Annotated in this window: 18 protein-coding genes; 7 read left to right on the top strand and 11 right to left on the bottom strand. The window is 71.6% G+C overall.

What is annotated here, in order from left to right; translation table 11 throughout:
• The first annotated feature begins 2 nt into the window (after positions 1–2).
• From AH6_RS09605 to AH6_RS09625, 5 genes are all read left to right on the top strand, one after another.
• Positions 3–893: a type II secretion system F family protein gene (locus AH6_RS09605; protein WP_067476971.1), complete on the top strand. Its 891-nt coding sequence runs from the start codon at positions 3–5 to the stop codon at positions 891–893.
• Positions 874–2106, top strand: a complete 1233-nt coding sequence (locus tag AH6_RS09610) for a sensor histidine kinase (RefSeq protein WP_157431370.1) — start codon at positions 874–876, stop codon at positions 2104–2106. Before AH6_RS09605 ends, AH6_RS09610 begins: the two co-directional genes overlap by 20 nt.
• A complete protein-coding gene (locus AH6_RS09615; RefSeq protein ID WP_067476976.1) occupies positions 2107–2796 on the top strand; it encodes a response regulator in 690 nt (229 codons plus the stop codon).
• Positions 2797–2961: 165 nt separating this feature from the next.
• Positions 2962–3180: a Flp family type IVb pilin gene (locus AH6_RS09620; protein ID WP_067476979.1), complete on the top strand. Its 219-nt coding sequence runs from the start codon at positions 2962–2964 to the stop codon at positions 3178–3180.
• A 115-nt stretch (positions 3181–3295) separates the two neighbouring features.
• Entirely contained in the window at positions 3296–4819 is a 1524-nt protein-coding gene (locus AH6_RS09625) for an OmpA family protein (protein ID WP_083982506.1), read from the top strand.
• Between the two features lie 93 nt (positions 4820–4912).
• Here the strand turns inward: AH6_RS09625 and AH6_RS09630 are convergent, their stop codons facing one another.
• Together AH6_RS09630 and AH6_RS09635 are read right to left on the bottom strand one after the other, a co-directional pair.
• Entirely contained in the window at positions 4913–5407 is a 495-nt protein-coding gene (locus tag AH6_RS09630) for a hypothetical protein (RefSeq protein ID WP_157431371.1), read from the bottom strand.
• Positions 5408–5432: 25 nt separating this feature from the next.
• A complete protein-coding gene (locus AH6_RS09635) occupies positions 5433–7325 on the bottom strand; it encodes a Flp family type IVb pilin (protein ID WP_157431372.1) in 1893 nt (630 codons plus the stop codon).
• Positions 7326–7523: 198 nt separating this feature from the next.
• Here AH6_RS09635 and AH6_RS09640 point away from each other — a divergent pair, with 198 nt between their 5' ends.
• Positions 7524–7901, top strand: a complete 378-nt coding sequence (locus AH6_RS09640) for a hypothetical protein (RefSeq protein ID WP_067476991.1) — start codon at positions 7524–7526, stop codon at positions 7899–7901.
• Here the strand turns inward: AH6_RS09640 and AH6_RS09645 are convergent.
• The 5 genes from AH6_RS09645 to AH6_RS09665 all read right to left on the bottom strand — a co-directional run bounded on the left by AH6_RS09645 (position 7892) and on the right by AH6_RS09665 (position 16171).
• Positions 7892–8881 (bottom strand): BMP family lipoprotein, encoded by a 990-nt coding sequence (locus AH6_RS09645; protein WP_169807821.1) that lies wholly within the window; start codon positions 8879–8881, stop codon positions 7892–7894. The genes AH6_RS09640 and AH6_RS09645 overlap by 10 nt on opposite strands.
• A gap of 25 nt (positions 8882–8906) precedes the next feature.
• Positions 8907–10637, bottom strand: coding sequence for a hypothetical protein (locus AH6_RS09650; RefSeq protein WP_157431373.1), 1731 nt, complete (start codon positions 10635–10637; stop codon positions 8907–8909).
• Positions 10634–12406 (bottom strand): hypothetical protein, encoded by a 1773-nt coding sequence (locus AH6_RS09655; protein WP_067476999.1) that lies wholly within the window; start codon positions 12404–12406, stop codon positions 10634–10636. Before AH6_RS09655 ends, AH6_RS09650 begins: the two co-directional genes overlap by 4 nt.
• Positions 12403–14442 (bottom strand): arabinofuranosyltransferase, encoded by a 2040-nt coding sequence (locus AH6_RS09660; protein ID WP_067477002.1) that lies wholly within the window; start codon positions 14440–14442, stop codon positions 12403–12405. The genes AH6_RS09655 and AH6_RS09660 overlap by 4 nt, the downstream gene beginning before the upstream one ends.
• Before the next feature lie 76 nt (positions 14443–14518).
• Positions 14519–16171, bottom strand: a complete 1653-nt coding sequence (locus tag AH6_RS09665; RefSeq protein WP_067477005.1) for a serine/threonine-protein kinase — start codon at positions 16169–16171, stop codon at positions 14519–14521.
• A 218-nt stretch (positions 16172–16389) separates the two neighbouring features.
• On the opposite strand from AH6_RS09665, the gene AH6_RS09670 reads away from it, so the two are divergent.
• Entirely contained in the window at positions 16390–17745 is a 1356-nt protein-coding gene (locus AH6_RS09670) for a hypothetical protein (RefSeq protein WP_157431374.1), read from the top strand.
• A gap of 67 nt (positions 17746–17812) precedes the next feature.
• Here the strand turns inward: AH6_RS09670 and AH6_RS09675 are convergent, their stop codons facing one another.
• The 4 genes from AH6_RS09675 to AH6_RS09690 all read right to left on the bottom strand — a co-directional run bounded on the left by AH6_RS09675 (position 17813) and on the right by AH6_RS09690 (position 23047).
• Positions 17813–18982: a C40 family peptidase gene (locus tag AH6_RS09675; RefSeq protein ID WP_218005763.1), complete on the bottom strand. Its 1170-nt coding sequence runs from the start codon at positions 18980–18982 to the stop codon at positions 17813–17815.
• Between the two features lie 170 nt (positions 18983–19152).
• Positions 19153–19647, bottom strand: coding sequence for a hypothetical protein (locus tag AH6_RS09680; RefSeq protein ID WP_067477014.1), 495 nt, complete (start codon positions 19645–19647; stop codon positions 19153–19155).
• 81 nt (positions 19648–19728) lie between these two features.
• Positions 19729–20880: a hypothetical protein gene (locus AH6_RS09685; protein ID WP_157431375.1), complete on the bottom strand. Its 1152-nt coding sequence runs from the start codon at positions 20878–20880 to the stop codon at positions 19729–19731.
• 13 nt (positions 20881–20893) lie between these two features.
• A complete protein-coding gene (locus AH6_RS09690) occupies positions 20894–23047 on the bottom strand; it encodes a hypothetical protein (RefSeq protein ID WP_157431376.1) in 2154 nt (717 codons plus the stop codon).
• Between the last annotated feature and the right edge of the window lie 51 nt (positions 23048–23098).

A 23098-nucleotide genomic window follows, 5' to 3' on the forward strand; every position in this document is an offset into this window, starting at 1 on the left:
CGGTGACGACGGTCTTCCTCCTCGCCGCCGCGGCGGCGCTGTGCGTGCTCCTGGCCTGCTGGGGCGCGGCCCTGCTGGCCTCCGGCGAGCGGGTCAGCGCCTCGGCGGTCCCCGAGCAGGTCAAGAGCAACGACGACCTGTTCATCCTGGACGCCATCGCCGAGCGGCTGGGCGCCCCGTTCGCCCGGCCGATGATGGACCTGCTGGGCCCCTGGCGCGTGAAGATCCGCAAGCGGATCGACGCGGCGGGCCGGCCCAACGGGATGACGGTGGAGTCCTACTCGCGCCGGCTGGCGGGCTACGTCGTGCTGTTCGGCGGCCTGTCGCTGCTGCTCATCCTGAGCGGGCGGCTGCTGTACGGGCTGGTGGTCCTGGTCGGCTGCTTCCAGAGCGAGTTCGTGCTCTACGGCAAGCGGCAGGCCCGCCAGGACGACATCCAGCGCTCGATGCCCGACTTCATGGACGTGCTCGCCGTGACGGTCAGCGCGGGCCTCAGCTTCCGGCTGGCGCTCGCGCGCGTCTGCGAGACCATCCCCGGCGCGCTGTCGGAGGAGTTCACCGTGGCGCTGCGCCAGATGGAGCTGGGCACCCCGCGCCGGGAGGCGTTCCAGGACCTGCGCGAGCGCAACAACTCCGAGGCGGTCAACCAGTTCGTCACCGCGCTGCTGCAGGCCGAGGAGCTGGGCGCGCCGCTGGGCCAGGCACTGATCGACATCAGCAACGACATGCGACGGGAGTCGGCCCAGTGGGCCAGGCGCAAGGCGCAGAAGGCCAACCCGAAGATCACTGGGGTGACCATGGCGATGGCCATGCCGGGTCTGATCCTGGTGATCATGGCGGCCCTCGTCTACGGCTCCGGAGTAGGTGCTGCGGGTGGTCTCATCGGTAACTGACCTGGCGCCCAGCAGGATCCGGCCCGTCCCGGAGCGGGTGGGCGCGGCGTTCCGCATGCTGATGCAGATCCGCATGCTGATCGCCGCGCTCACCCTGCTCCTGCTGCCCCGCGAGCAGCTGACGGTGGCCTCGTTCCTGATCGTGTTGTCCATCGTGGTGATGTCGTGGCTGGCGGGCCGCGCCTGGCAGCTGATCGCGCCGCGGATGGCCGAGCACCCGATGTTGTTCGGCCTGGACATGTGGATCTCGTGCGCGGCGTTCATCGTCAGCGGGAGCACCTCGGGGCCGTTCTTCCTGTGCACGGTGCTCACGCCCTGCGTGGCGGGCCTGCTCTACCGCTGGCAGGGCATGCTCACGGTGGTCGGCCTCCAGATGGTGTGCTACTACACCGCCTACCTGCTGACCCTGCCGGACGAGGCGCCGGTCGCCTTCCAGGCGGTCTTCAGCCAGCCGCTGGCCTACCCGCTGGCGGGCTTCGCCGGGGTGGCGCTGCGGCGGCTGCTGGACGACTACGGCGCGCAGGAGGCCGCGCGCTGGCACGCCGAGGCGAACGCGGCGGCGGCCGAGGAGCGCGCGCGGCTCGCCCGGGAGATGCACGATTCCCTGGTCAAGACGCTGCGCGGCATCGCGCTGTCGGCGGGGACGTTGCCGATCTGGCTGGCCAAGGACCAGGACCGGGCGGCCGACGAGGCCAAGAAGATCGCCGAGGCCGCCGAGATCGCCTCCCGCGAGGCGCGGGTCCTGCTCACCGAACTGCGCGACGACGGGCTCACGCTCCCGTTCGGCGAGGTCGTCGGCGCGCAGGTGGAGCGCTGGGCGGGGGAGGTCGCGCTGCCGGTCGAGCGGCGGATCGACGCGCGCATCGACCTGCCCCAGCGCGCCCGGCACGAGGCGCTGGCGATCCTGGGGGAGGCGCTGGCCAACGTGCAGCGGCACTCCGGGGCCGAGCACGTCCAGGTCGGGCTGTACCGGGACGGGCCGGACGTCGTGCTCACCGTGCACGACGACGGCCGGGGGTTCGACCTGCCGTCGCCGGTCGAGCTGGCGCGGGGCGGGCACTACGGGCTGATCGGCCTGGCAGAGCGCGCCGCCCGCGCCGGAGGCGCCGTCACGGTGACCTCCGCGCCGGGCGCCGGCACCACGGCGACCCTGCGCATCCATGTTGGCAACTTCGTCGGGGAATCCGCCGAACGAGTGGTCGAGGTGAGCTGAATGAAGACCCCCCGCGTGCTGGTCGTCGACGACAACGTGGTCGTGCGCTCCGGCCTGATCTCGCTGCTGGAGGTGTCGGGGATCGAGGTCGTCGGCGAGGCGGGGGACGGCCTGACCGCGCTGGAGGAGACCGAGCGGCTCCGGCCCGACCTGGTCTTCCTGGACGTGCAGATGCCGCTGATGGGCGGGGTGGCGGCCGTGGAGTCGCTCAGCCGCATCACCCAGGTGATCATGCTGACGTACACCGACGACCCGGCGACCGTGCGGGCCGCCATCGGCAACGGGGCGGTGGGCTACCTGGTGCACGGCACCTTCAGCGCCGAGGAGTTGACCAACGCCGTGCACAGCGCCGTCCGGGGCAGCAACCCGCTGTCCTCGGTGGCGGTGTCGGCCCTGGTGGGCGCGTTCCGGCAGGACTCGCGGGCGGTGGACCCGGCACCGGACCCGGTGGAGCCGCGCCAGGCCGCCGCCCCGTCGGTGGGCGAGCGCTTCGGCCTGTCGGCCCGCGAGACCGAGGTGATGAGCCTGATCGTGCAGGGCCGGTCCAACGGCGAGATCGCCGAGCGGCTGTTCCTGGCGGAGAAGACGGTCAAGAACCACGTGAACCGCATCTACGCCAAGCTGGGCGTGACCTCGCGGGCCGCCGCGATCGCGTTGTGGCTCGGGACGGCGGACGGGGCGGGCCATTGACCTCCCGCCGTTCGGGGGCCCGGGGCTCCTTGGGCCCGCAGGCCCTATTCGGGCGGGGAACGGGACGGGGCTGGAATTGGGCCGCTGGACCCTGGGAGAGGCAGCCGGTGAACCGTAGTTTTCTCCTCAAGAAAGCGCCACCGGCAAGCGGTCAGGAGACAGCGAATGAACCCGATCATCCCCCTCTACGTCACGCTTCAGACCTTCGTCCAGGGCCGGGTGGACCAGCTCAAGGAGCGGACCGACGACCGCGGCGCCAGCGCGATCGAGTACGGCGCCCTGCTGGTCGTGTCCGCAGTGGTCATCGGTGTTCTCGTCGGCATCGCGAACTCGGAGTTCAAGACCGCGGTCACCGGCAAGATCCAGGAAATCTTCAGCAACTGATCTCCGCGGCATTCCGCGCCCCGGAGGGGAATACCGCTGAAACACCGTGCAGGAAGAGCGAGCAAAAGCCGCTCTTCCTGCACGGTGTTTTTGTGCGTCCGGAAGAGAGGAATGCATGAACAAGTTCGCAGGGGCGGGGCTGCGCGGAGCCGCAGTGGCGGTCGCCGGTCTCCTCGTGCTGTCGGCCTGTGGTGACGACGAGCCCAAGAAGGCGCCCGCCTCGCGGCCGCCGGGCGGAGCCCAGCCGTCGGGGCCGGCCGCCCCGCCGGTGCAGCGCTCGTCCCCCCTGCCGCTCAAGGAGGGCACGGGGCGCCTGGAGTTGACCGCGCTGAGCCGCACCTCGGCGACCACGGTGACCGGGCAGTTCAGGGTGGTCAACGACGGCCAGACCGCGATCAAGCTCGGCTACTCCCTCGCCGACCCGGCCAACGACAAGGACCGCGGCGGGTCCTTCTACGTGTCGGGCTTCGGGCTGCTGGACGCCAGGAACAACAAGTTCTACCGGCCGCTGAAGGGCACCGACGCCTCGTGCCTGTGCTCCAAGCCGCCCGAGACGCTGGCCCCCGGGGCCTCCGCCGATCTGTACGCGGTCTTCCCGGCACCGCCGGCCGACGTCACCACGATCACGGTGGCGACGCCCGTCGCCCTGCCGTTCCAGGAGGTGCCGCTCGGGCAGGGCCAGGTCAAGCCGCTGCCCGACCAGACGGTCGACCCCGCCGGCGCGCAGCTCGCCCCGCCGAGCATCCTGCAGGTGAACAGCGTCGCCGAGGGCATCGAGCAGAGCGTCGACGAGGACGCCGACAACCGCAACGTGCGGCTGTCGTCCGACGTGCTGTTCGCCCTCAACAAGGCCGACCTGACGCCGCGCGCCGACGCCCTGCTGAAGGAGGTGGCCCAGCAGATCGACGCGTCCAAGGGCCCCACGGTGAAGGTGGACGGGCACGCCGACAACAGCGGCAACGACGCGATCAACCAGCCGCTGTCGCAGCGCCGGGCCCAGAACGTGGCCGACCGGCTGAAGGGGCTGGTGACCCGCCAGGGCATCACCTTCCAGACCGCGGGCCACGGCTCCTCCCAGCCGATCGCCGACAACGGCTCCGAGGAGGGCCGCCGCAAGAACCGCCGCGTGGCGGTCTCCTTCCCCAAGCCGCCCCCGCCCCCGGCCGCCCCCACCTCCGGCCAGCCCTACAAGACCGGTGACAAGCAGGTCCTGGCCAGCGGCAAGATCGAGCCGTCCAACGGCCTCGCGTACGAGATCAACAACCTGCACCGCGACGCGACGGGCCTGACCACCCTGGTGTGGACGCTCAAGAACACCGGCTCGGCCGAGGTGGACCTGAACAACTTCGAGCGCAACGTGCTGCTGCACGGCAGCTACCCGACCAAGCGCGGCGCCTCCACCGGCGGCGTCATGCTCGTGGACCCGGCCGCCAAGATGCGCTACTGGCCGCTGGAGACCTCCGCCGGCCCCTGCCTGTGCTCCGGCTTCACCAACGACGCCAAGGAGAAGCTGGGCCCCGGCGACAGCGTCGTGTTGTGGAACACCTACAAGCCCCCGGCGCAACTGAAGTCGGTCGAGGTGGCCATCCCCTGGAACATCAAGCCCGGCGCGAACGCGACCGGCCTGACCATCAACTGATCCCGCTTCGCACAGGGGCTCCGGGCCATCGGCCCGGAGCCCCTGCGCCGTCTAGACGCCGCGCCCGTCAGCCGCCGGTCCTCGTCCTGACGATCAGTCCTCGTCGATCGCCACCAGGGTGACGGTGGTGTCGCCCCCGGAGCCGATGATCACCCGGTCGAAGGTGTAGACGGTCACCGAATCCCAGCTTCCCGGCCGCTCGCCGCTCACGTGGTAGTTGCTCCACCACCGGCCGGTGGGACCGATCGCCTGGATCAACCGCTCAGTGAGGGCGGCGGCGTTCTCGCGGCTCATCGGCCCGCCCAGCGCGTCGTAGACCAGGTTCTCGGCCAGCACGCTCATCAGCGTCGGCCCGACGTCGTCGCGGGACACCTCGTGCAGACGCGACCGAAAGTCCTCGACGGTGACGGGAGCCTCCCACGGTGTGCCCTGTCCCGACGGAATGATCAGTCCCTTGTCATCGAGCAGGGCGTGCAACTGCTCGGCCGCCGACGTGGTTCCGTGGTCCACGCGGGCGAGGAACTCCGGGCCGTCCACGTCGGCCGCCAGTTCCAGCACTTCCGCAAAGGGGTCCTTCTGATCCGTCATGCTTCGGGAATCCAGCCTGGCCTGGTCAGGGGTTCACTCCCGGCTTGGGGTTCGGGTACATCGTGTAAAGATACAGCTTTCCGGTGTTGGGATCCCTGCGGTAGATGGCCTTGATGGTGCCGCCGGTGAAGTCGATCGGTTTGTAGGCGATGGAATTCGGCGTCGTCTTCGCCGGGTCGGGATCGATGTAGTAACCGCGCAGGCGCGACTGGATTCCCGCGGGGAACGGGATGTCGCTGATGGGGAGTTCGGCCACTCCGTCGGCGTTGATGTGCTGGCGCAGCTTGTTCTCCGCGACGGCCATGTCGAGCGCGTCGGAGAAGGCCGTCGAGAACGAGCCGACCTGGTGCGGGGCCGTGTGCGTAGGAGTGGACTTGACCATGTCCCTGTTGTCGATCGTGTTCGGCGGATGGAGCGCCGGGTCGACGGAGTTCGGGTTCATGGGGTCCTGCTTGGTGTTGTTGTGCACCTTGACCGTGCCGTCGGGCTTCAGGCTGGGGATGGACTTGCTGGGGTCGTTGGGGTCGGGCACGAACTTGGGCTTGCCGAGCCGCCACTTGAGCTTGTCGTCGTCGGGGTCGAGATGGCGCTGCACCCCGTGCGCGCCCGGACCCGCGTTGCGCAGTTTCTCCACGAGCCGCCTGCCCGCGTCGCGCAGCGACTGCTCGACCTTCTGCTGGAGGCCTTGACCCGTTTCGCAGGTCGGCGCGGTGGCGCCGAGAGCCCGTCCTGCCCGCAGCGTGAGCGATGTGGTGAGCGCGACGGCGGCCATGGGCGTCCGTGCTGATGCACGTCTGCGGGGCGGCCCGAGGGAGCCGACCTTGCAGCCCGCCCGTTTCGCCTCGTCCTTGGCCTCCTGAGTTTTGGTACGGGCTTCCTCGGTGGCTTTACGCACGCCATCGACGTCTCCCGCGTCGGCGGCCTTGCGCGCGCGGGCCGCCGCGTCCTCGGCCTCCTTGGCGAGTCTGCCGAACTTGCCGAGCTTCCCGACGGCTTCGGCCGCCTTGGCGACCTTGGCGAGCTTGTTGAACTTGCCGATCTTGCTGACGATCTTGCCGACGTTGTAGTAGGGAATGAACCAGGAGCCGACGTTCCAGCCGGCCCGGGTGATGGCGCGGACCTTGTGGCCGGAGTCCCAGTCCTTCTTGGAATCGTCGTCCCAGACCAGGGATATGGCGGCTTGCTTGGGATGCTGGACGGCCCACCACAGGCCCTTGACGGTTTCGATCGGGTGGATGAACGGTTCGACAACGCCTTTGACGTCGCTCCAGATTCCGCCGAGAAGTCCTTGGACCCCTTCTTTGACGCCGCGGGCCAGACCGTCGAAGAAGCCGTTGACGGCGTTGTTGATGGGAGCCATGAACCGGTCCCAGGGAGTGGTGAAGCCCGCGTAGTTCTGCTGCCAGTTCGGTCCCCACTTGTTGGGATCGGCGGTGACGGGCTGCCCGCTGGTGGAGACCGGCTGTCCATTGGCGTCGACGGGGCGGCCGTCCGGACCCAAGGGACGGCCGTCAGGGCCGAGGGGGCGGCCGTTGGCGTCCACGGGGTGGCCGCTGGAATCGACGGGACGGCCGTTGGAGTCGATCCCGAGGGGCTTGCCGTCGGGGCCCAGCGGCCGTCCGGCGGCGTCGACGGGGAAGGGCTGGCCGTTGGCGTCCACCGGCCGACCGCTGGCATCGACGCGGCGGCCGTTGGCGTCGGTGTGCTGGCCCGGCTTGGCGGCCGTGCCGCCCGGCGCCTGGATGGTGGTCTTGCACGCGCCGCCCTGGAAGACCTGGCAGATCTTCGTTTTCGTCTCGGTGGAGAAGACCGGCAGCATCGAGCTGAGAAGTACAGCGACAAGCGCAGTGACAAGAGCCAGAAGCGCACCGTATTCAATGGCGCTCGCCCCGGAGTCCGGTTCCCGTCCGTAGCGCATCGACCGCACCGCACACATCCCCGTGCCCTGATTTACAGAGTCAGTCAAAGCTAGGGAGTAGAAGCTTCCGGGGCATGGGTCCCAGGGCCCAATTTCGGGGCGGTGGTCCGCACATGAATTCTTTGGATCGTTCCCATAATGGAGTGAGCCGTTCTGGCCCGTTATGCCTTACGGTGTTCAGGCACTGGAGGTGGGATCATGCCGAAGACCGTCAAAGCCGTCCGGATCCTCATGTTCGTGGTGGCCGGGATCACGTTCGTCACCACGCTGGCGTTCATGATCACGGTGGGTGTCTCCGCGGCCTCGTTCGGCGCCGCCGTCTGGGCCGTCTTCCCCGGCGTGCTCAGCCTGGTCCTGGCGCTGCGCATCCCCCAGGGGAGCAAGGGCCTGCGGCGCGGCATCATCGCGCTGGAGATCTTCTACATCCTGCTGTCGTTCTCGCGCCTGGGGCAGGGTGATCCGCGCGGCCTGACCAACATGGTCCTGCCCATCGCGATCCTGATCCTGGTGTTCCGCTCCGAGGTCAAGGAGTACTTCGCGGGCCGGACCGCCGCCTCGTCGAACTCCTACTTCTGAGGTGTCGCCGGGGCCTTCACCTTACGGTCGAGCAGCGCCAGCCGCAGGGCGTCCAGCCGGGGCGCGACGTCGTCCAGGCGGCCGCCGGCGGTCGCGTAGCCGACGCCGTCGAGCTTCAGGTCGTAGTTCTCGGTACCGGTCTTGAAACCGTCGGCGGACAGCACGAAGAACAGGAACACCGCCAGGTCGACGCGCTTGAGCGCCGAGGTCAGGATGTGCTCGCGCGAGGAGGCCAGGGCGGGCAGGTGGTACTGGTCGGCGCCGCTGCCGATGACCTGGCGGCCCGCTCCCGCGACCGCCGCGATGACGGCCGCCCCAGGGCGGCCCGCCGCCTGGAAGACGATGTCGGCGCCCCCGTCGAGCTGCTGCTTGGCGGCCTCGCGCGCTTCCTTCTCCGTGGTGACGTACCGCGCGGGGAGGATGCGGATGTCCGGCCGGGTCGCCTTGGCGCCTGCTTCGTAGCCGGCCTGGAACCTGGCGGCGTCCGGATAGCCGGTGCCGCCGATGAAGCCGATGACGTTCGACTTCGTCTTGAGGGCGGCAGCCGCTCCGGCCAGGTACGCGCCCTGCTCGGTCCGGAAGCACGCCCCGGCCACGTTCGCGCCGCTCACCTTGCAACGTTCGGGATCGACGACCAGGAACTTCACCTTCGGGAACGCCTTGGCGGTGCGTTCGACGGCGCGGGTGTAGGCGGGTCCCAGCGCGATGACCATGCGGTTGCCCTGGGCCAGCGTCCGCAGCCGGGTCTCGCGGTCGCCCTCGGGCTCGTTCGGGCGGGCCGTCGCCTGGGAGAGGCGCACCTCGGCGGTGGTGCGGATGCGGTCGATCCCGGACACGGCCACGTCGTTGTACGACAGGTCGCCCGGTCCGCCCGCCTCCAGGGCCAACCCGATCGTGAAGGTGCCCTTGGGCGTGGTCGCGGACGCTCCGCAGGCGGTCGCCGTGACCGCGAGCGCGACGGCGGCGGCCGTGCCTCTCACGCAACGCACTGTTCGTTCTCCTGTTTCACTGGGCGGCTCCGGACGGGCAGGCGGGGTCGTACCAGACGACCCACCACAGCGCGCCCAGCGCGCCGGAACGTTGGTAACGCCACCCTGGCGGACGCTGCGGCCAGGTCTCGGCGGCCTGGACTCCTGCGGGCCAAGAGACGATCACTGTGCAGACGCCGGGGGGCGGACCCTGGGCGGGGTCGAACTGCTGGAGCCCGGTCCACCACACCGCGTTGGCGAGCCTTGAGTAGACGAGCTGCGGTTCGGGCTCGACCAGGTCGAGTTCGGCGGCGTGCCGCTCGATGGCGACACCGCCCGTGGTGCGGGGCAGGGCGGAGGGCGGCATCGTCTCCTCGACGAACCGCCACACCGAGCTGGGCACCAGGGTCAGCGAGACGTTGAGCACGAGCAGGGCGGCCGCGAGCTTGGGCGTGCCCCATCGCAGGAGCCCGTACAGGACGAGCAGCAGGGCACCGGCCGACGCCGAGATGACCAGGGGCCGCAGTTCCAGGTAGCTGCCGCCGAGCGGGCCGATCTCCGGGAAGTCGTAGAAGCTCACCGCGTAGGTGTCGATCCGTTCGCCCAGGTAGAGCAGCAGCCAGCCGCCGAGAGCGAACATCAGGCCGATAGCCCCGGCGACCAGCCGTGCCGACGCCGCCCGGCGCAGCAGCGCGGCGAGCCCGACCAACGCGTAAACCAGCGACAGGCAGGCGATGTAGCGGCCGTAGGCGAAGTTGCCGACCCGGTGCTCGTCGGGGAGCGCCGCCGTCGAGGCGAGGGTGATCCCGGCGGTGGTGGCCAGCAGGAGGGCGGCCGCGATCCGGTCCGGCTGCGGGGAGGAGCGGCGGAACAGGACGGCGACCGCCACGATCAGGCCCACCGCGCCCAGCCCCCACGTGCCGGTGGACATGGCCCAGAGCTGGCCGCTGGCGGCGGTAACCGTACGCAGCAGGCCCGACGGGCTGGTGAGGCGGTCCTGCATCGTCGATCCCAGGTCGAACGATCCACCCGGGTAGAGGGCGCCGGAGACCCACGCGTTGAAGGCCAGGGCGGCACCGCAGGCCGCGCCGGTCGCCGCGCCCGCGATCAGGGCGACGCGCCGGGCCGGTCCGCGCGCCGCCATGGCCGCGAGGAGCACCGCGTGCACCAGCAGGACGATCGTGCCGCGCGCGTGGACGGTGACCGAGTAGGCGGCCGGCGCGCTCGCCAGCAGCGCCGGACCGAGCGTGCCGCACCGGACGAACCGGTCGGCGGCCAGCAACCAGCCCAGCACGATCACCGGCAGGACGGCGTCGGACATCGCGAGCCCGCCGTACAGGGTGGTGGCGGGGAGCAGCGCCGCCACCCACGAGATCACCGAAGCGGGGCCGGGACGCACGCCGCAGCGCAGCAGCACCGCCCGCGCGAGCGGGAACAGCAGCGCGCCGACCAGGGCGTTGACGACGAGGACGATCGAGTAGACCCGGCCGGGATCGTCGGTCACCCAGTACGCGGGTGCCAGCAGCAGCGGATATCCGCCCTGGTAGAAGGGCATGCCGGTGAAGTCGGTGCCCGGTCCGCCCGCGAGCCAGCGGGCGGCGAGCAGGTAGCCGGGCTCGTCCGGGTGGATCAGCGGGAAGTCGCGGCCCCAGGACGGCAGCAGCCGCACGGCCACCTGGAGGGCGCACGCCGCGACGAGCGGCCAGGGTCCCGCCGCCCACGCGCGGCGGGCGCCCGTGCCCGTGTCCGGCTCCGCAGTGATCGTCATCGGCGTCCGCCCGTCGCGCAGGCCGGGTCCCACCAGTACACCCACCAGATGCCGTTCAGCCCCTCCCGCCGGTACTGCCAGCCCGGCGGGTGTCGCGGCCAGCTGTCGGCGGCGAGGATGCCCACCGGCCACGACACGATGGCGGTGCACACGCCGGCGCGCGGCGCGCCCCGGCGCGGATCGAACCGTTCGAGCCCGGTCCAGTCGACCGCCACGGCCAGCCGCGCGGTCAGCAGGGGCGGGTCGGGGCGGTAGTCGACGGGGTGGCGCTCGTCGACGGCGACGCCGCCCGCTCGCACGGGCGGGGACGCGAACGGGTACGCCGCGTACCGCACCAGCGTGAGGTTGATGAAGAGCGCGGCGATGAGGTTGATCTGGAACAGCCCCACGGCCAGTTTCGCCACGCCCCAGCGGCCCAGCCCCCACAGCGCCACCATCAGCGCGCCCGCCACCAGCGTCGAGGTCGGCAGCTCCAGCTCCTGGTAGTTCAGCGCCAGCAGCCCCACCTCGGGGAAGTCCCAGCCCATGAACGTGTAGGTCTCCAGGCGGCTGCCCCCGTAGAGCCGGACGCACGCCGCCGTCCCGACCAGCAGCGCCAGCGCGCCCGCCACCGCATTCCGTGCGCGCGGGAGGCGCGCCAGGGCCGCCAGTCCGACCAGCGTGTAGACGAGGGCGACGCAGGCGATGTAGCGGCCGTAGGCGAAGTTGCCGACCCGGTGCTCGTTGGGAAGCGCCGCCACCGACCCGTAGGAGACGCCCGCGGTGACCGCCAGCAGGACTCCCGCCATGATCCGGTCGGGGGCGGGCGAACGCCGCCGCAGCAGCACGCCGAGCACGGCGACCAGGCCTAGCCCGCCCAGCCCCCAGGTGCCGCAGATCATGGCCCAGAGCTGGCCCGCCGAGCCCGACAGCGCCCACACCTGCCCGCCGAACGAGGTCAGGTGGTCGATCAGGATCCCGGTGTGGTCCTTCGGCCCGCCGGGATAGAGGGCGTCCCGCACGTGTCCGTTGAGCAGGGCGGCGGCCACGCCCCCCACCACGACGACCGCGAGCGCCGACGCCGCCGCGCGCCGTGGCCGCCGCGCGACCAGGCACCCGGCCAGCACCAGGACGTGCACGCCGAGCACCACGGTGCCCCGCATGTGCGTGGCGTAGGCGTAGACCGCGACCAGCCCGGATACGATCCCGGCCGCGGCACCGCCTCCGCGCACGAACCGGTCCAGGGCCAGCAGCCAGCCCAGCACGATCACCGGAAGCACCGCGTCGACCAGCGCGCCCGACCCGAACAACGTCGTGGCGGGCAGCAGCGCGGCGGCCCATGCCAGCGCGAACGCGTCGGTCCGGGCGAACCCCAGTCGCCGCAGCGCCAGGTGACCGAGCGGGAAGGCCAGCGCGCCGATCAGCGCGTTGGTCACCAGGACCGTCCGGAAGACCGACGAGGGGTCGTCGCCCATCAGGTAGGCGGGAACGAGCAGCAGCGCGTAGCCGGGCTGGTAGAAGGTGGAGCCGGAGAAGTCCCCGCCGACGCCGCCGGTCAGCCAGCGCGCGGCGACGAGGTAGCCGGCCTCGTCCGGGTAGACGAGCGGTGCCTCCGCCCGCGCCGTGAGGACCAGCCGGACGGCCACCTGAGCGGCCCAGCCCGCCAGCAGCAACCACGGCACGGACCGGACGGTGGCGCGGCGCGGCCGGTCGGCGTCGCCGGGGAGCGTCCGCCGGCGGAGTCCGGCCGGCGTCATGCGCGCCCGGCCGGACTCCGCCGCCGTGCTCACGAGGGCCGCCTGACCGCGATGACGGTGCCGTACCCCAGGTCCTTCACGACGAACTGGGGATCGCTGAACTGGGCGCGGGTGAAGTGCAGGTCCCGCTGGGGCGGAGGCACCTGGATGCCGCGCCAGACCAGGTCGTCGCCCCGGGCCTGGAGGACGAACACGTCGATGGGACCGAACCCGGTACGGGCCGTGGCCTGCGCGAACGCGGCCGGATCGGTGATCCTGCTCAGCTCGACGAGCCGCTGGAAGCGGTCGGGCCAGCGGACCGCGGCGTAGGAGGCCACCCGGTCCACGCCGAGGTGGCCGTTCCAGGGGAGGAAGGCGAACAGCTGCTCGTCGTAGGACAGCACGTGCGGCCTCACGTCGTGGGGCCGTACCTCGTGCACGGTGCGCTGGATGGCGTCGATCGGAAGGTAGCGCCACTGCCCGTCGCCCTTGAGCCGGGGCAGCAGCGAGGAGACCTGGGCGGCGTGCCTGGGCTGGCTGCCGTCGGGGAAGTACATGTAGTGGGCGCGGGACGCCATGTGGTTGGAGTGCTCGGTGGACTTCCACGAGACGGCCGCGCCGTGGCTGAGCCGCGGCTTCCAGTGGTTGACCGGCATCCAGCCGTACCAGAAGCCGTAGCCGGTGAAGGCCATGGTGACCGCGACGACCACGGTCACGCTGCCGGTGGCGACCAGGTGGCGTGCCCGCTGGGCCAGGGCCGGGACCGCTTCCCGGGCGCTGAGCACCGCGCCCGCGACCAGGCAGGCCCCGACCAGGTAGCGCGAGTAGTAGAGCAGTCCGTTGTGCGCCGTCAGCACCCAGCGGAGGTAACTGATCGCCTGGTAGGCGTAGACCCCGCCGACCATCGACAGCAGGGGCGGCGCCCACCAGCGGGAGCGGCTGTACCAGAGCAGTCCGAGCAGTCCGATCAGTTGCAGCAGCCCGAACAGGCTCATCGACAGGAACGGGAACGGATTGATCGACAGCCGCCCGTCGGAGTACTGGTCGCCGATCTGCTGGCCGCCGCCCAGCATCGACCAGAGGTACGGGATGGTGTACCAGGCCGTGAGCACCGCCACCAGCGCGAGGATGCGGCCGAGGTAGCGCAGGTAGGCGCGCCGGTCGTCCTCGTGCCGCCACGTCCACCAGGCGAACGCGAGCACGCCGATCGCGCCGAAGAGCAGGTAGGCGTAGTAGGTCAGCAGGAGCGTCGAGTACAGCAGGCCGGCCGGCAGCCAGTGGAGCCGTCCCCGTCCGGGGCGCGCGACCGTCTGCAGGACCAGGGGGACCGTCACCGCCAGCGCCAGCATCTCGTACGCCTTGGACGGCTCCAGGAACAGCAGCAGGTTGAGCGGCGTGATCACCAGGGCCGCCGCCGGCGGCACGACGCGCGCCCACAACACGAACCCGGCCAGCAGTGCCAGGGACATCGTGACCGTCTGGGCGGGCTTGATCAGCATCCAGGCGGGTTCGTCCAGCAGCAGCGCGCTCTTGCCGATCAGGTACGGGTACAGCGGCGGGTACTCGGAGGCGACGGTCCCCACGATGCCGTCGGCGGTGCCCCAGCTCACCGTGTACCGCACGGCCATCGCCGCCATCCGCCCCGAGTCGCCCATGGCCGAGATCCGTTCCCCCGCCCCGGCGAAGTCCGAGTAGCCGAACGGCGTGCCCGACAGCGCGCTGCGCATCACCAGCGCGGCGTAGGCGGCGAAGGCGCCCGCGCTCACCCCGATCAGCCAGGGGCCGCGCCAGCGCAGCGAGATCGCGCCCAGCACGACGGTCGTCGCCAGCAGCACGGCCAGCGGAAGGTTGGCGGAGCGCTGCACGAAGGGATCGAGTTGCAGGCGGTCCGGCAGCCAGAACGCGAGCGGCAGGGCGACGATCCAGGTGAGAAAGGCGATGATCGACGCGCTGCGCGCCGCCCGCCGCACGAGGGAACCGGGGGACCGGCGCTCGGAAGCGGTGGCCGGGCTCGGAACGGACTCGGCGGCGCCATCCGGACCGGTGGTCGTGGAGTCGGTCTCGGCGGCCGCGAGCTTTTCGGGGGACACGGCACGCGACTCTAACCAGGTCCTTTACCGGTAAGAAAGGGCCTTGAGTCCCAAGTGCGGGCGGAACCCGTAGAGGTCACTTGCCATAGGCGGCGAAGTCGTCGAACTCCGCCCAGGTGTCGGGATCGCCGACCCGGCGGTTCTCGCGTCCCTGGACGAGGCCCGCCGTCCACCCGCCGGCCGGGCGCGACGCGTCGGTCGCCTCTGCCACCAGCTTGTCCTTCGCCCACGCCTGGATGCGCACCCCGTCCCCGGTGACGTCGCAGACGGCCTGCAACTCGACGGCCGCGCCCGGCGCCGCCACCGGAGCCTTGGACTTGGCCTTCTCGGTGGAGGCGGTCGCGGTGCCCTTGCGGATCCGCACCGAGCCCGTGCGGGACAGCAGCACCTCGTACTGCGCCTGGTCGCCGTCCTTGCAGTACAGCCCGGCCTCGTCCGCCGGGTCGCCGGTGGTCACGCGCGCCTTGACGCTGAGGACGAGGGCGCGCTGCGGGCCCGACAGCGGTGCCGGGGTGGAGTTCAAGGCCTGCGGATAGAACGTCCTGAGCCGGTAGACGCCGTCGGCTTGGACGCGCTCGAACCCGACGCCGAGCCCGGAGGGCCATCCGCCGCCCGGTGCGGCGTAGTCCTGGCTCAGCAGGAGGGGACCCTTCGTCAGGGTGGCGGCGGAGGTGGAGGACGAGGGCCACAGCGCCACCGTCGCGGCGGCCGCCACCGCCAGGAGCGCCGCACCCGCTCCACTCCACAGCCAGACGCGGCGTCGGCGTCCGGGAAGCTTGCGCGCGAGCCGGGTGCGTCCGTCCCGAGGCGGGCCGTGCGGTCCGGGAGCCGGGGTGGTGGGACGTGCCGGGGCGGGCACGGGCGCGGGGGCGGGAGGTTCGTGCTGGAGCCGCTGGGCGACCTGGCCGGGGTCGCGCAGGCCGGTGAGTTCGGTCAGCAGCTCGACGGCGCTGGGGCGGTCGGCCGGTTCCTTGGACAGCGCCCGCGTCACCAGCTCCGACAGGGCCGGGTCCAGGCCGTCGAGCTGGGGCTCGCCGTGCACCGTGTTGTAGAGGATCTCCCGGTTGTTCTTCCCGCCGAAGGGCAGCCGTCCCGTCCCGGCGTAGGCGACCACGCACCCCCAGGCGAACACGTCCGCCGCCACGGTGATCGGTTCGCCGACCAGCCCCTCGGGCGCCATGAACGACGGGGTGCCCATGGTCAGGTTGTCCCTGGTCAGCGGGGAGTCGACGCCCAGCGTGCGGGCGATGCCGAAGTCGATGACCCGGGGCCCGAACGCCGACAGCAGGATGTTGGCGGGCTTCAGGTCGCGGTGGACCACGCCCGCGCTGTGGATGGCGGTCAGCGCGGTCGCCACCCCCGCCGCCAGCCCCTGGAGGTCGCCCCCGCGCAGCGGCCCGCGCGCCATGATGACGTCCTCCAGCGTCGGGCCGGGGACGTACTCGGTGACCACGTACGGGGGATCGGCGTCCAGGTCGGCGTCCAGCACCGGCGCGGTGCAGAACGGCCGGACCTGCCGGGCGGCGGCCACCTCGCGCCGGAACCGCTCGCGGGACTCGGCGCTGCCCGTCACCTCCGGGCGCAGCACCTTGACGGCCACCCGCCCGCCGCCGGGCGCTTCCGCGAGATGGACGGTGCCCATCCCGCCCACGCCGAGGACGCGGACCAGCCGGTAGGGGCCGACGTGCTCCCCGGACCGGCCGGCGGGTCCAGCGTTGACCGAAGTCATGACCGAGAACCTAGCGATCGTGTCCCGGCCGCAGCAAGGCGGGCCGGGACCGGCACCGGCATCAGCACCGGCAATGAGGACCTCGGGCCCTGGTCAGCGGGGGAGCGCGCTCGCTAGCTTCGCCCCTTGTGCCTGGTCTCACCGTTTCCCGCCCGGATCGGTCGCGTGACCGGACGGCCGCCCCCGACGTCCTGCGGCTGTTCGCGATCACCTGGGCGATGACGACCCTGTTCCACGTCTGGAGCAACCCGCGCTCGGCCGCGCTGCTGCACGACCCTTCCTGGGCGGGCGCGGTGCACGCCGCGCTCGCCCTGGGAGCGCTGGCGGTCCTGGTCCGTCCCGGCTCGGTGCGGGCCCTGCTCGTCCTCGCCGGTCTCCAGGTGGTCTCGCTCCTGGTCGAGCTGCCCTTCCTCGGCAACCACTGGCTGCTGGTGGCGCTCGTCGCGGCGGGACTGCTGCTCAGCGCGGTCGCCGCGCGCGTCGCGACCGGAGGAGTGGATCCGGACGAGCTGACCCGCCGGTTCCTGCCGGTGGCCAAGAGCGTGCTGCTGGTGGCCTACGGATTCGCCGCGTTCAGCAAGCTCAACCAGGGCTTCCTGGAGCCGGGCCGGAGCTGCGCGACGTTCTTCGGCGACGAACTGTTCACCGGCTGGGGGCTGCCGGGGCCGCCCGGAACGGGACCGGTCGCGTGGACGATGGTGGTGGGCACGGTCGCCGTCGAGTGCACGATCCCGCTCCTGCTGGCGTTCCGCCGCACCCGGCACGCCGGAGTGCTGCTCGCGCTGCTGTTCCACACGCTGGTCGCGCTGGACGTCAAGCACTTCTTCTTCGACTTCTCCTCGGCGCTGCTCGCCCTGTTCCTGCTGTTCCTGCCCACCTCGTACGCCACATGGCTGCGCGGCCATGCGCAGCGGCTGAGCTACTCCCCGCGGCTCCCGCTGCTCGGCTCGGCCGCGTTGAGCGTCGGCATGTGGGTCCTGCCCCACGCCAAGCACCTGGGGTTGGCGGTCCTCGGCCTGTTCGCCCTGGCGGTCTGGGTGATGTACGCGGCGGTGCTGCTGTTCGCGGTGATCGCCTACCTGCGGGGAAGGCCGGAGCCGCGGCGCTTCGGGGCGGTGGGCGCGTCCCGCTGGCTGCTCGTCGTGCCGCTCGTCGCCGCGCTGAACGGCCTCACGCCCTACCTGGAGCTGAAGACCGGCTTCGGCTGGAACATGTACAGCAATCTCGTCACCGTCGGCGGGCGCAGCAACCACTGGCTGATCGGCCGGACCCTGCCGCTGTCGGACGAGCAGCGGCGTCTGGTGACCGTCCTCGACTCCAGCGATCCCGAACTGCGCGAGTACGCCACCGACCGTTACCGCCTCACCGTGCTGTCGCTTCGTGCGTACGCGGAGCGGCATCCCGACGTCCGGCTGCGCTACGAGCGGGACGGGGCCGTGCACGACACGAGGATCGGCGACGACCCGCTGCTGTCCCGCCCGGTGCCGTGGTGGCAGGCCAAGTTCCAGCTCTACCGCGCCGTCGACGCCGACCCGCAGCCCCGGTGCCTGGACCGGTGGGGCGCGGCGCGCTGACTCCGGTCGGGCGGAACGCCGACGGCTCGGCCGCGCGTGGCGACCGGGCCGTCAGGGGATGTTCGGATCAGCCGAAGCGGCGGGCGTAGCTGACGTTCCGCAGCGGTGAGATCTTGACGACGTCGCCGGTCTGTGGTGCTTCGACCATCTTCCCGTCGCCGTAGTAGATGGCGACGTGATGTGTTGGCATGGATCCGAAGAAGATGATGTCGCCGGCTTGCAGCTGGTTGACGGGCACAGGGCGGCCTCTGGGGTCGTTGACCTGGTTCCCGGTGTAGTGGCCGAGCGCGATACGGCCGCGTGAGGCCTGGAAGACGGCGTACAGGGTCAGGCCGCTGCAGTCGAAGCCGAGAGTTCCACGGGCGTCGTGACCGCCGGGAGAGCAGCAGATGCCGAGCGTCGGGCCGCTGTAGTTGCCGCCGCCCCACGAGTACGGCGTGCCGCGCCAGCACAGCGCCCAGGCGACCACGGCGGCGCCGAAGGAGAGGTCCTCCGGCGGCTTGGAGCCGTCCTTGGCGCAGTGGTCGACCACGACACCGCCGCCGCCCGCGATGCCGTTGGCGGGCTCGCCGGTGTAGTCGATCGGGCTTTCCTTGTCCACCAGTCGGATCTTGAACTGCGCCTGGAGTTTCCGGAAGTTGCCCGGCACCTTGGGGTACGCCTGCACGCCGCCGCAGGTCACCGACTCCAGTTGGCCGCCGGGGTCTCCGGGCAGGGGCGGGGAGCCGCCACCCGGTACCGGTGCAGGGATGTACGGGCGGTACTTGAATACGCAGTCCGGGACGGTCATCCGCGCGATGGCGGTGGCGGTGCCGTAGCGGCCGATGCCCTCCTTGCCCTGGTTGTCCGTGCACAGGTTCTTGCGCTTGCGCAGGTCGTCCCGGTCCTGGGCGGTCAGCTCCTCGTCCCGCTTGAGCTGGCACTCCTTGGTCCGGACGGTGACCTTGGCGGTCTCCCCCATGGCGCCGCTGAGATGCACCTTGCCGACCAGCTCGGTGGTGTTCTCCTTGGCGAACTTGGCGGCGGAGACCTCGGGGTCGCCGACGAGCCAGTACCCGGTGCCCTTGGGGTCCTTCGGGTAGACGGGGTCCAGGAGCAGTTCGAGGGCCTTGTCGCGCAGCGGGGACAACGTGCCGAGCGCGGCGGCGTCGGCGCCGGTCTGCGCCCGGGTGAACATGTCGCTGGCCTGCGCGATCCTCCCCACGAGCAGGAAGCTCAACGCCAGGAGCAGCGCCATGGCCATCACCAGCGTGGAGGTCGCGATTCCCGCGTCGCCTCCGTGTTTGCCACTAAACCTGATCCGACGCAGCACCGCGCACCCCATGAATGATCAAGACAGGTCCGGGAGAACCGTAGAGGAACCGCGCCGTGTCCGACAGGGCCCGTGGACCCAAATCGGGTCACTTGTCAGGAACGCGGCGGGTAGGCGCCCTGGTGCGGGGGCGGCGTCTCCAGGACGCCGTGCGGGTCCGACAGGCCGCCGCTGTCCCGCCACAGCTGGCCGGACGGGAGCGGTTGCCGCGCCTTGGTCACGTTGCCGAGCACGTTGGCCACGACGAGGCCGACGGCCGTTCCCAGCAGCCCCTCGATGAACTGGAGCACCAGCGTCAGGTCGGTGAGCGGCGCGGCGACGTTCAGCGCCATCCCCGCCACCGCGGCCGCCGCCGGTACCAGCAGCGCCGCCAGGAACTGGGCCGGGACTCCCCAGCGCTCGCGCATCGACGAGGCCACGGTGAAGCCCATGACGACGCTGAACATCAGCCAGGGGAAGTGCACGGGGAGCACGCGGGCGTACTCGTCGACCGGACCGGACTGGTGGTCGGGGGCCAGGGCCGCACGGGCGAGGAGGGCGAGGGCCGCGACCAGGCCGGCCGCGAACCAACCGCTCAGTACTGCGCGCATGGGCAGAAACGATAAGAGACGGGATCGAAGCGCCCAAGGGCCCGCAGGCCCAGAATTCCGACCAGCTCAGACCCGGTCTGCTCACCGGCTCCACCGGTACAGCGCCTGCTGGTCGGCGGTGAACCAGGTCCCGTCGCCGGGCAGGCGGGCGCTGCCCGGATGCGAGGCGGAGTGCGGCGCCGGGTAGACGATGCGTCCCCGGCTCTGGCCGCCGGTCACCAGCCAGTGGCTGTAGGGGAGCGCGTCGGGCGCGGCCCAGTCGTCCTCGTCGCCGTCCTCCACCACGACGACGAGCGAGTCGTCGTCCAACCGGCCGCCGGTGGACCAGGAGATGTAGGGGGCCAGGTGGAGGCCGTCGGTGTCGGGCTCGGAGTCCAGGAGGTCGGCCAGGGTCACGACGGTCTCGGCGGCGCCCGTCGTCGCGTCGTGCACGCGCAGGTCGAAGTCGGCGGAGCCGTCGTCCTTGCCTACGGTGACGAACCGCGAGCGCACCGGCTTGTGCTCGGGGCTCCGGTGGTGTCCGGGGAGCGGGGTGAGCCGGTGCTCGTCGGCGGCCAGGTAGGTGACCGGCTGGAGGGAGCCCAGGGCCGAGACCGCCACGAGGCGTCCGTCGTCGCCGATGATCGGGGCGACGCCGGGGTTGCCGTCCCCCAGCGGCACGGCGAACCGGTCGAGCGGGCGGCCCTGCGCGTCGAGGCGGAGCAGGCAGACGCCCTGGTCGGGGGAGACCGTGCGGTCGAGCGAAGGGTCGAGCGGGACGGCGAGCCACACCTGCGGTTCACCCCGCGCGGACCGGCTCCACACCGCCGAGGTCACCGGCGTGCCGCCGTGCTCGGCCATCGGCAGCTCCCGGACGAGGGCCCCCGACCGGTCGACGATCCGGTAGGCGCCGGTCCCGTACAGGACGGCGTGCGACAGGTCGTGGGCCACCGGACTCGCGAACGGCATGGTCCCGGCCCCGGCGAAGACCGCCACCGGAGGCGGGACCGGACCGCCCTCGGCGGGCAGGTCGTGGACGCGCAGCTCCTCGTCGGCCCGCACCAGGAGCCGGGGCACGGACGCCGAGAAGTCGAGCGCGGCGCGGCCGCGGCTCAGCAGGGCGGCATCGCCGGTGCGGTGCTCGGACAACAACCGCGGGGTGATCACTGAGGGGGTCTCCTTGCCGGGAACGTCGGGGCCGGGAACATCATGGACCGGGGACGCGGCGCGCCGCCGCGCCGCGTCCCCGGTCACCCTCCGGAGCCTGTCACGGCGGGTTCTTGCTCTTGTCCGGCTCGGGGTACATGGTCGCCATGTACGGCTTGCCGCTGGCGTCGACGCTGTACCGGCAGACGATCTCGGCATTGTCGAAGTTGATCGCCTTGGGGTTGTTCGGGTCGTTGACCTGCCGGTAGTAGCCCCGCATGCGCTTGGCGGCGTCCGGCGGCAGATCGTTGATGGAGATCTTGATCTCGGGGTACTGGCCGTTGCTGCCCGGCGTCATCGTCTTCAGCCGGGTGCGGGCGAGCTCGTCCGCGATGGCCATGTCCACCGGGTCGCCGAACGCCGTGGAGAACGGCCCTGCCTGGTGCGGGGACGGGTTCCCCTGGCTGTCGGTGTTGTAGGCGTCGCTGGTGTTCTTGCTGCCGTCGGGGTTGTAGGGGTTCGAGCGCGCCGGGTCGACCTTGGTGCCCGGCTGGTTCTTGACGTACCCGGAGTTGGGGCCGCCCTGGAGGGGCTTGCCCCGCGTGTTGTTCGGCGGGTCGTCGTAGATCGGGTCGCCCAGCCGCATCTTCAGCCGGTCGTCGGTCGGGTCGAGGTGCCGCTCGACGCCGTGCGCGCGCGGCCGGTCGGTGCCGTCGTGCCGGAGCCCGTCGATCTTCGTCTTGGCGGCGTCGCGCAGCGCCTTGTCGGCCTCGTCCCTGGCCTGCTTGGCCCGCTTGACCTCGGGGTTGTTGTCGGGGTCCTTGTCGCCGGCCTTGCGGGCGGCGTCCAGCGCGTCCTGGTACGCCTTGTCCGCCTCGCGGAACGCCTTCTCGGCTTCGGTGATGTTGCCCCGGCCCGCGGCGTCCTTGGCGCGCTTGGACGCGTCGTCGGCCTTGTCGGCGTTGTCCTTGATGGGACAGGGGGCCGCCAGCAACCGGCCGATCGGCACCTGGGCGCCCATCCGGCCGAACGCGACCGTCCCGCCGCCGGGCATGCCGCCGGGCGGGCCGAGGGCCGTGAGGACGCAGTCGGGCTTGCCGTCGTTGTCCTTGTCGTTGCGCGGGTCGGGTCTGCCGCCGGCGTCGTGGTCGCCGCCCTTGTCGTTCTTGCCGCCGGGGTGCTTGGTGCCGGGCAGCTTGACGCCCGGCGGGAGCTTCTTGGCGACGATGACGCCCGCGACGTCCACCAGGCAGCGGCCGAACGCCTCGCCGCCGCCCTCGCCCGTCACCGCGTTCTTGCAGTTGGCGATCGCCGCCTCGGCGATCTCCTTGGTGTACTCGAACGGGTTGTCCTTGAAGGCGTTCCACTGGTCGACCAGGCCGTCGATCATCTTCTGGCGCTCCTCCTCGGAGCACCCGACGCCGGTCGCCATGCAGGTGGCCCCGGTGATGCTGTCCCAGGTGCCGACGACGAGGTCCTTGCCGCCCTCGTAGACGCCGACGGCGGTGTCCTTGACGAAGTTGCCCGCCGACGACAGCCCGCCCTTGAGCTTGCACCTCCAGTCGCAGTCCTTCTTCTCCTCCTTGGGCTTGGGCGGAGGCTGCTGCTGGGGCGGCTGGTTCCCGTTGGTACCGGTGGTGCCGTTGGGCCCGCCGGTGCCGGGCGTGGCGTTCGGGGCGGGGCCCTTCGGCTCGCTCGCCGTGGGGGTGCCGCACTTGTCGCGGTCGAAGACCTGACAGAGGACGTTCTTGAGGGAGGGCGTGAACTCGTTCGGCACCACCACGAGCAGGGCGCCGATGGTCACCGCGACGACGGTGAGCAGCGCCCCGTACTGGAGGGCGCTGACGCCCCGGTCGCCGCGCGCCGGTTCCGGCGGCGGCTCCTCGCCGGGCTCGCGCTGGAAGAACGCGCGGGTGGCGGGATGCACGAGCCCCACCAGCGCCACGACGGTGACCGGCAGACCGATCAGGCCGAAGAAGTTGCCGTCCAGGATGCGGCTGACCTGCCACAACACGTACAGGGCGGCCAGGACCGTCAGCGCGATCCAGGTGCGGCGGCGGCCCGTCCGGTAGCGGCGCAGCAGGACGACCGCCGCCACGCCGGGAGCCGCGACCGCCAGGGCCGCGCCGAACGCCCTGGCGTCGGTCCCGTCGAGGAACCACGACAGGGACCCCACCAGCGTCGAGCCGCCGATGAACCACAGCAGCACCCGGGCGATGACCGCCGGTTGCGGGGGTTCGTTCGACTCCGTGGGGAAATAAGACAGTCCGGCCAAGCGTGACTCCCGATGACGCTCTGCTCCGCGCGCACGAGACCGCGACGGGAT

Origin of the sequence: Actinomadura hibisca NBRC 15177, assembly GCF_001552635.1 — a bacterium.
In the GTDB taxonomy this organism is placed as follows: domain Bacteria; phylum Actinomycetota; class Actinomycetes; order Streptosporangiales; family Streptosporangiaceae; genus Spirillospora; species Spirillospora hibisca.

Bases quoted from the DNA above. Each gene is read 5' to 3' on its own strand.
- AH6_RS09615 (WP_067476976.1), top strand. From the start codon at position 2,107: ATGAAGACCCCCCGCGTGCTGGTCGTCGACGACAACGTGGTCGTGCGC.
- AH6_RS09640 (WP_067476991.1), top strand. From the start codon at position 7,524: ATGCCGAAGACCGTCAAAGCCGTCCGGATCCTCATGTTCGTGGTGGCC.
- AH6_RS09665 (WP_067477005.1), bottom strand. From the start codon at position 16,171: ATGACTTCGGTCAACGCTGGACCCGCCGGCCGGTCCGGGGAGCACGTC.
- AH6_RS09635 (WP_157431372.1), bottom strand. From the start codon at position 7,325: ATGCGCTACGGACGGGAACCGGACTCCGGGGCGAGCGCCATTGAATAC.
- AH6_RS09670 (WP_157431374.1), top strand. From the start codon at position 16,390: ATGACGACCCTGTTCCACGTCTGGAGCAACCCGCGCTCGGCCGCGCTG.
- AH6_RS09650 (WP_157431373.1), bottom strand. From the start codon at position 10,637: ATGACGATCACTGCGGAGCCGGACACGGGCACGGGCGCCCGCCGCGCG.
- AH6_RS09675 (WP_218005763.1), bottom strand. From the start codon at position 18,982: ATGGCGCTGCTCCTGGCGTTGAGCTTCCTGCTCGTGGGGAGGATCGCG.
- AH6_RS09630 (WP_157431371.1), bottom strand. From the start codon at position 5,407: ATGACGGATCAGAAGGACCCCTTTGCGGAAGTGCTGGAACTGGCGGCC.
- AH6_RS09625 (WP_083982506.1), top strand. From the start codon at position 3,296: ATGAACAAGTTCGCAGGGGCGGGGCTGCGCGGAGCCGCAGTGGCGGTC.
- AH6_RS09680 (WP_067477014.1), bottom strand. From the start codon at position 19,647: ATGCGCGCAGTACTGAGCGGTTGGTTCGCGGCCGGCCTGGTCGCGGCC.
- AH6_RS09620 (WP_067476979.1), top strand. From the start codon at position 2,962: ATGAACCCGATCATCCCCCTCTACGTCACGCTTCAGACCTTCGTCCAG.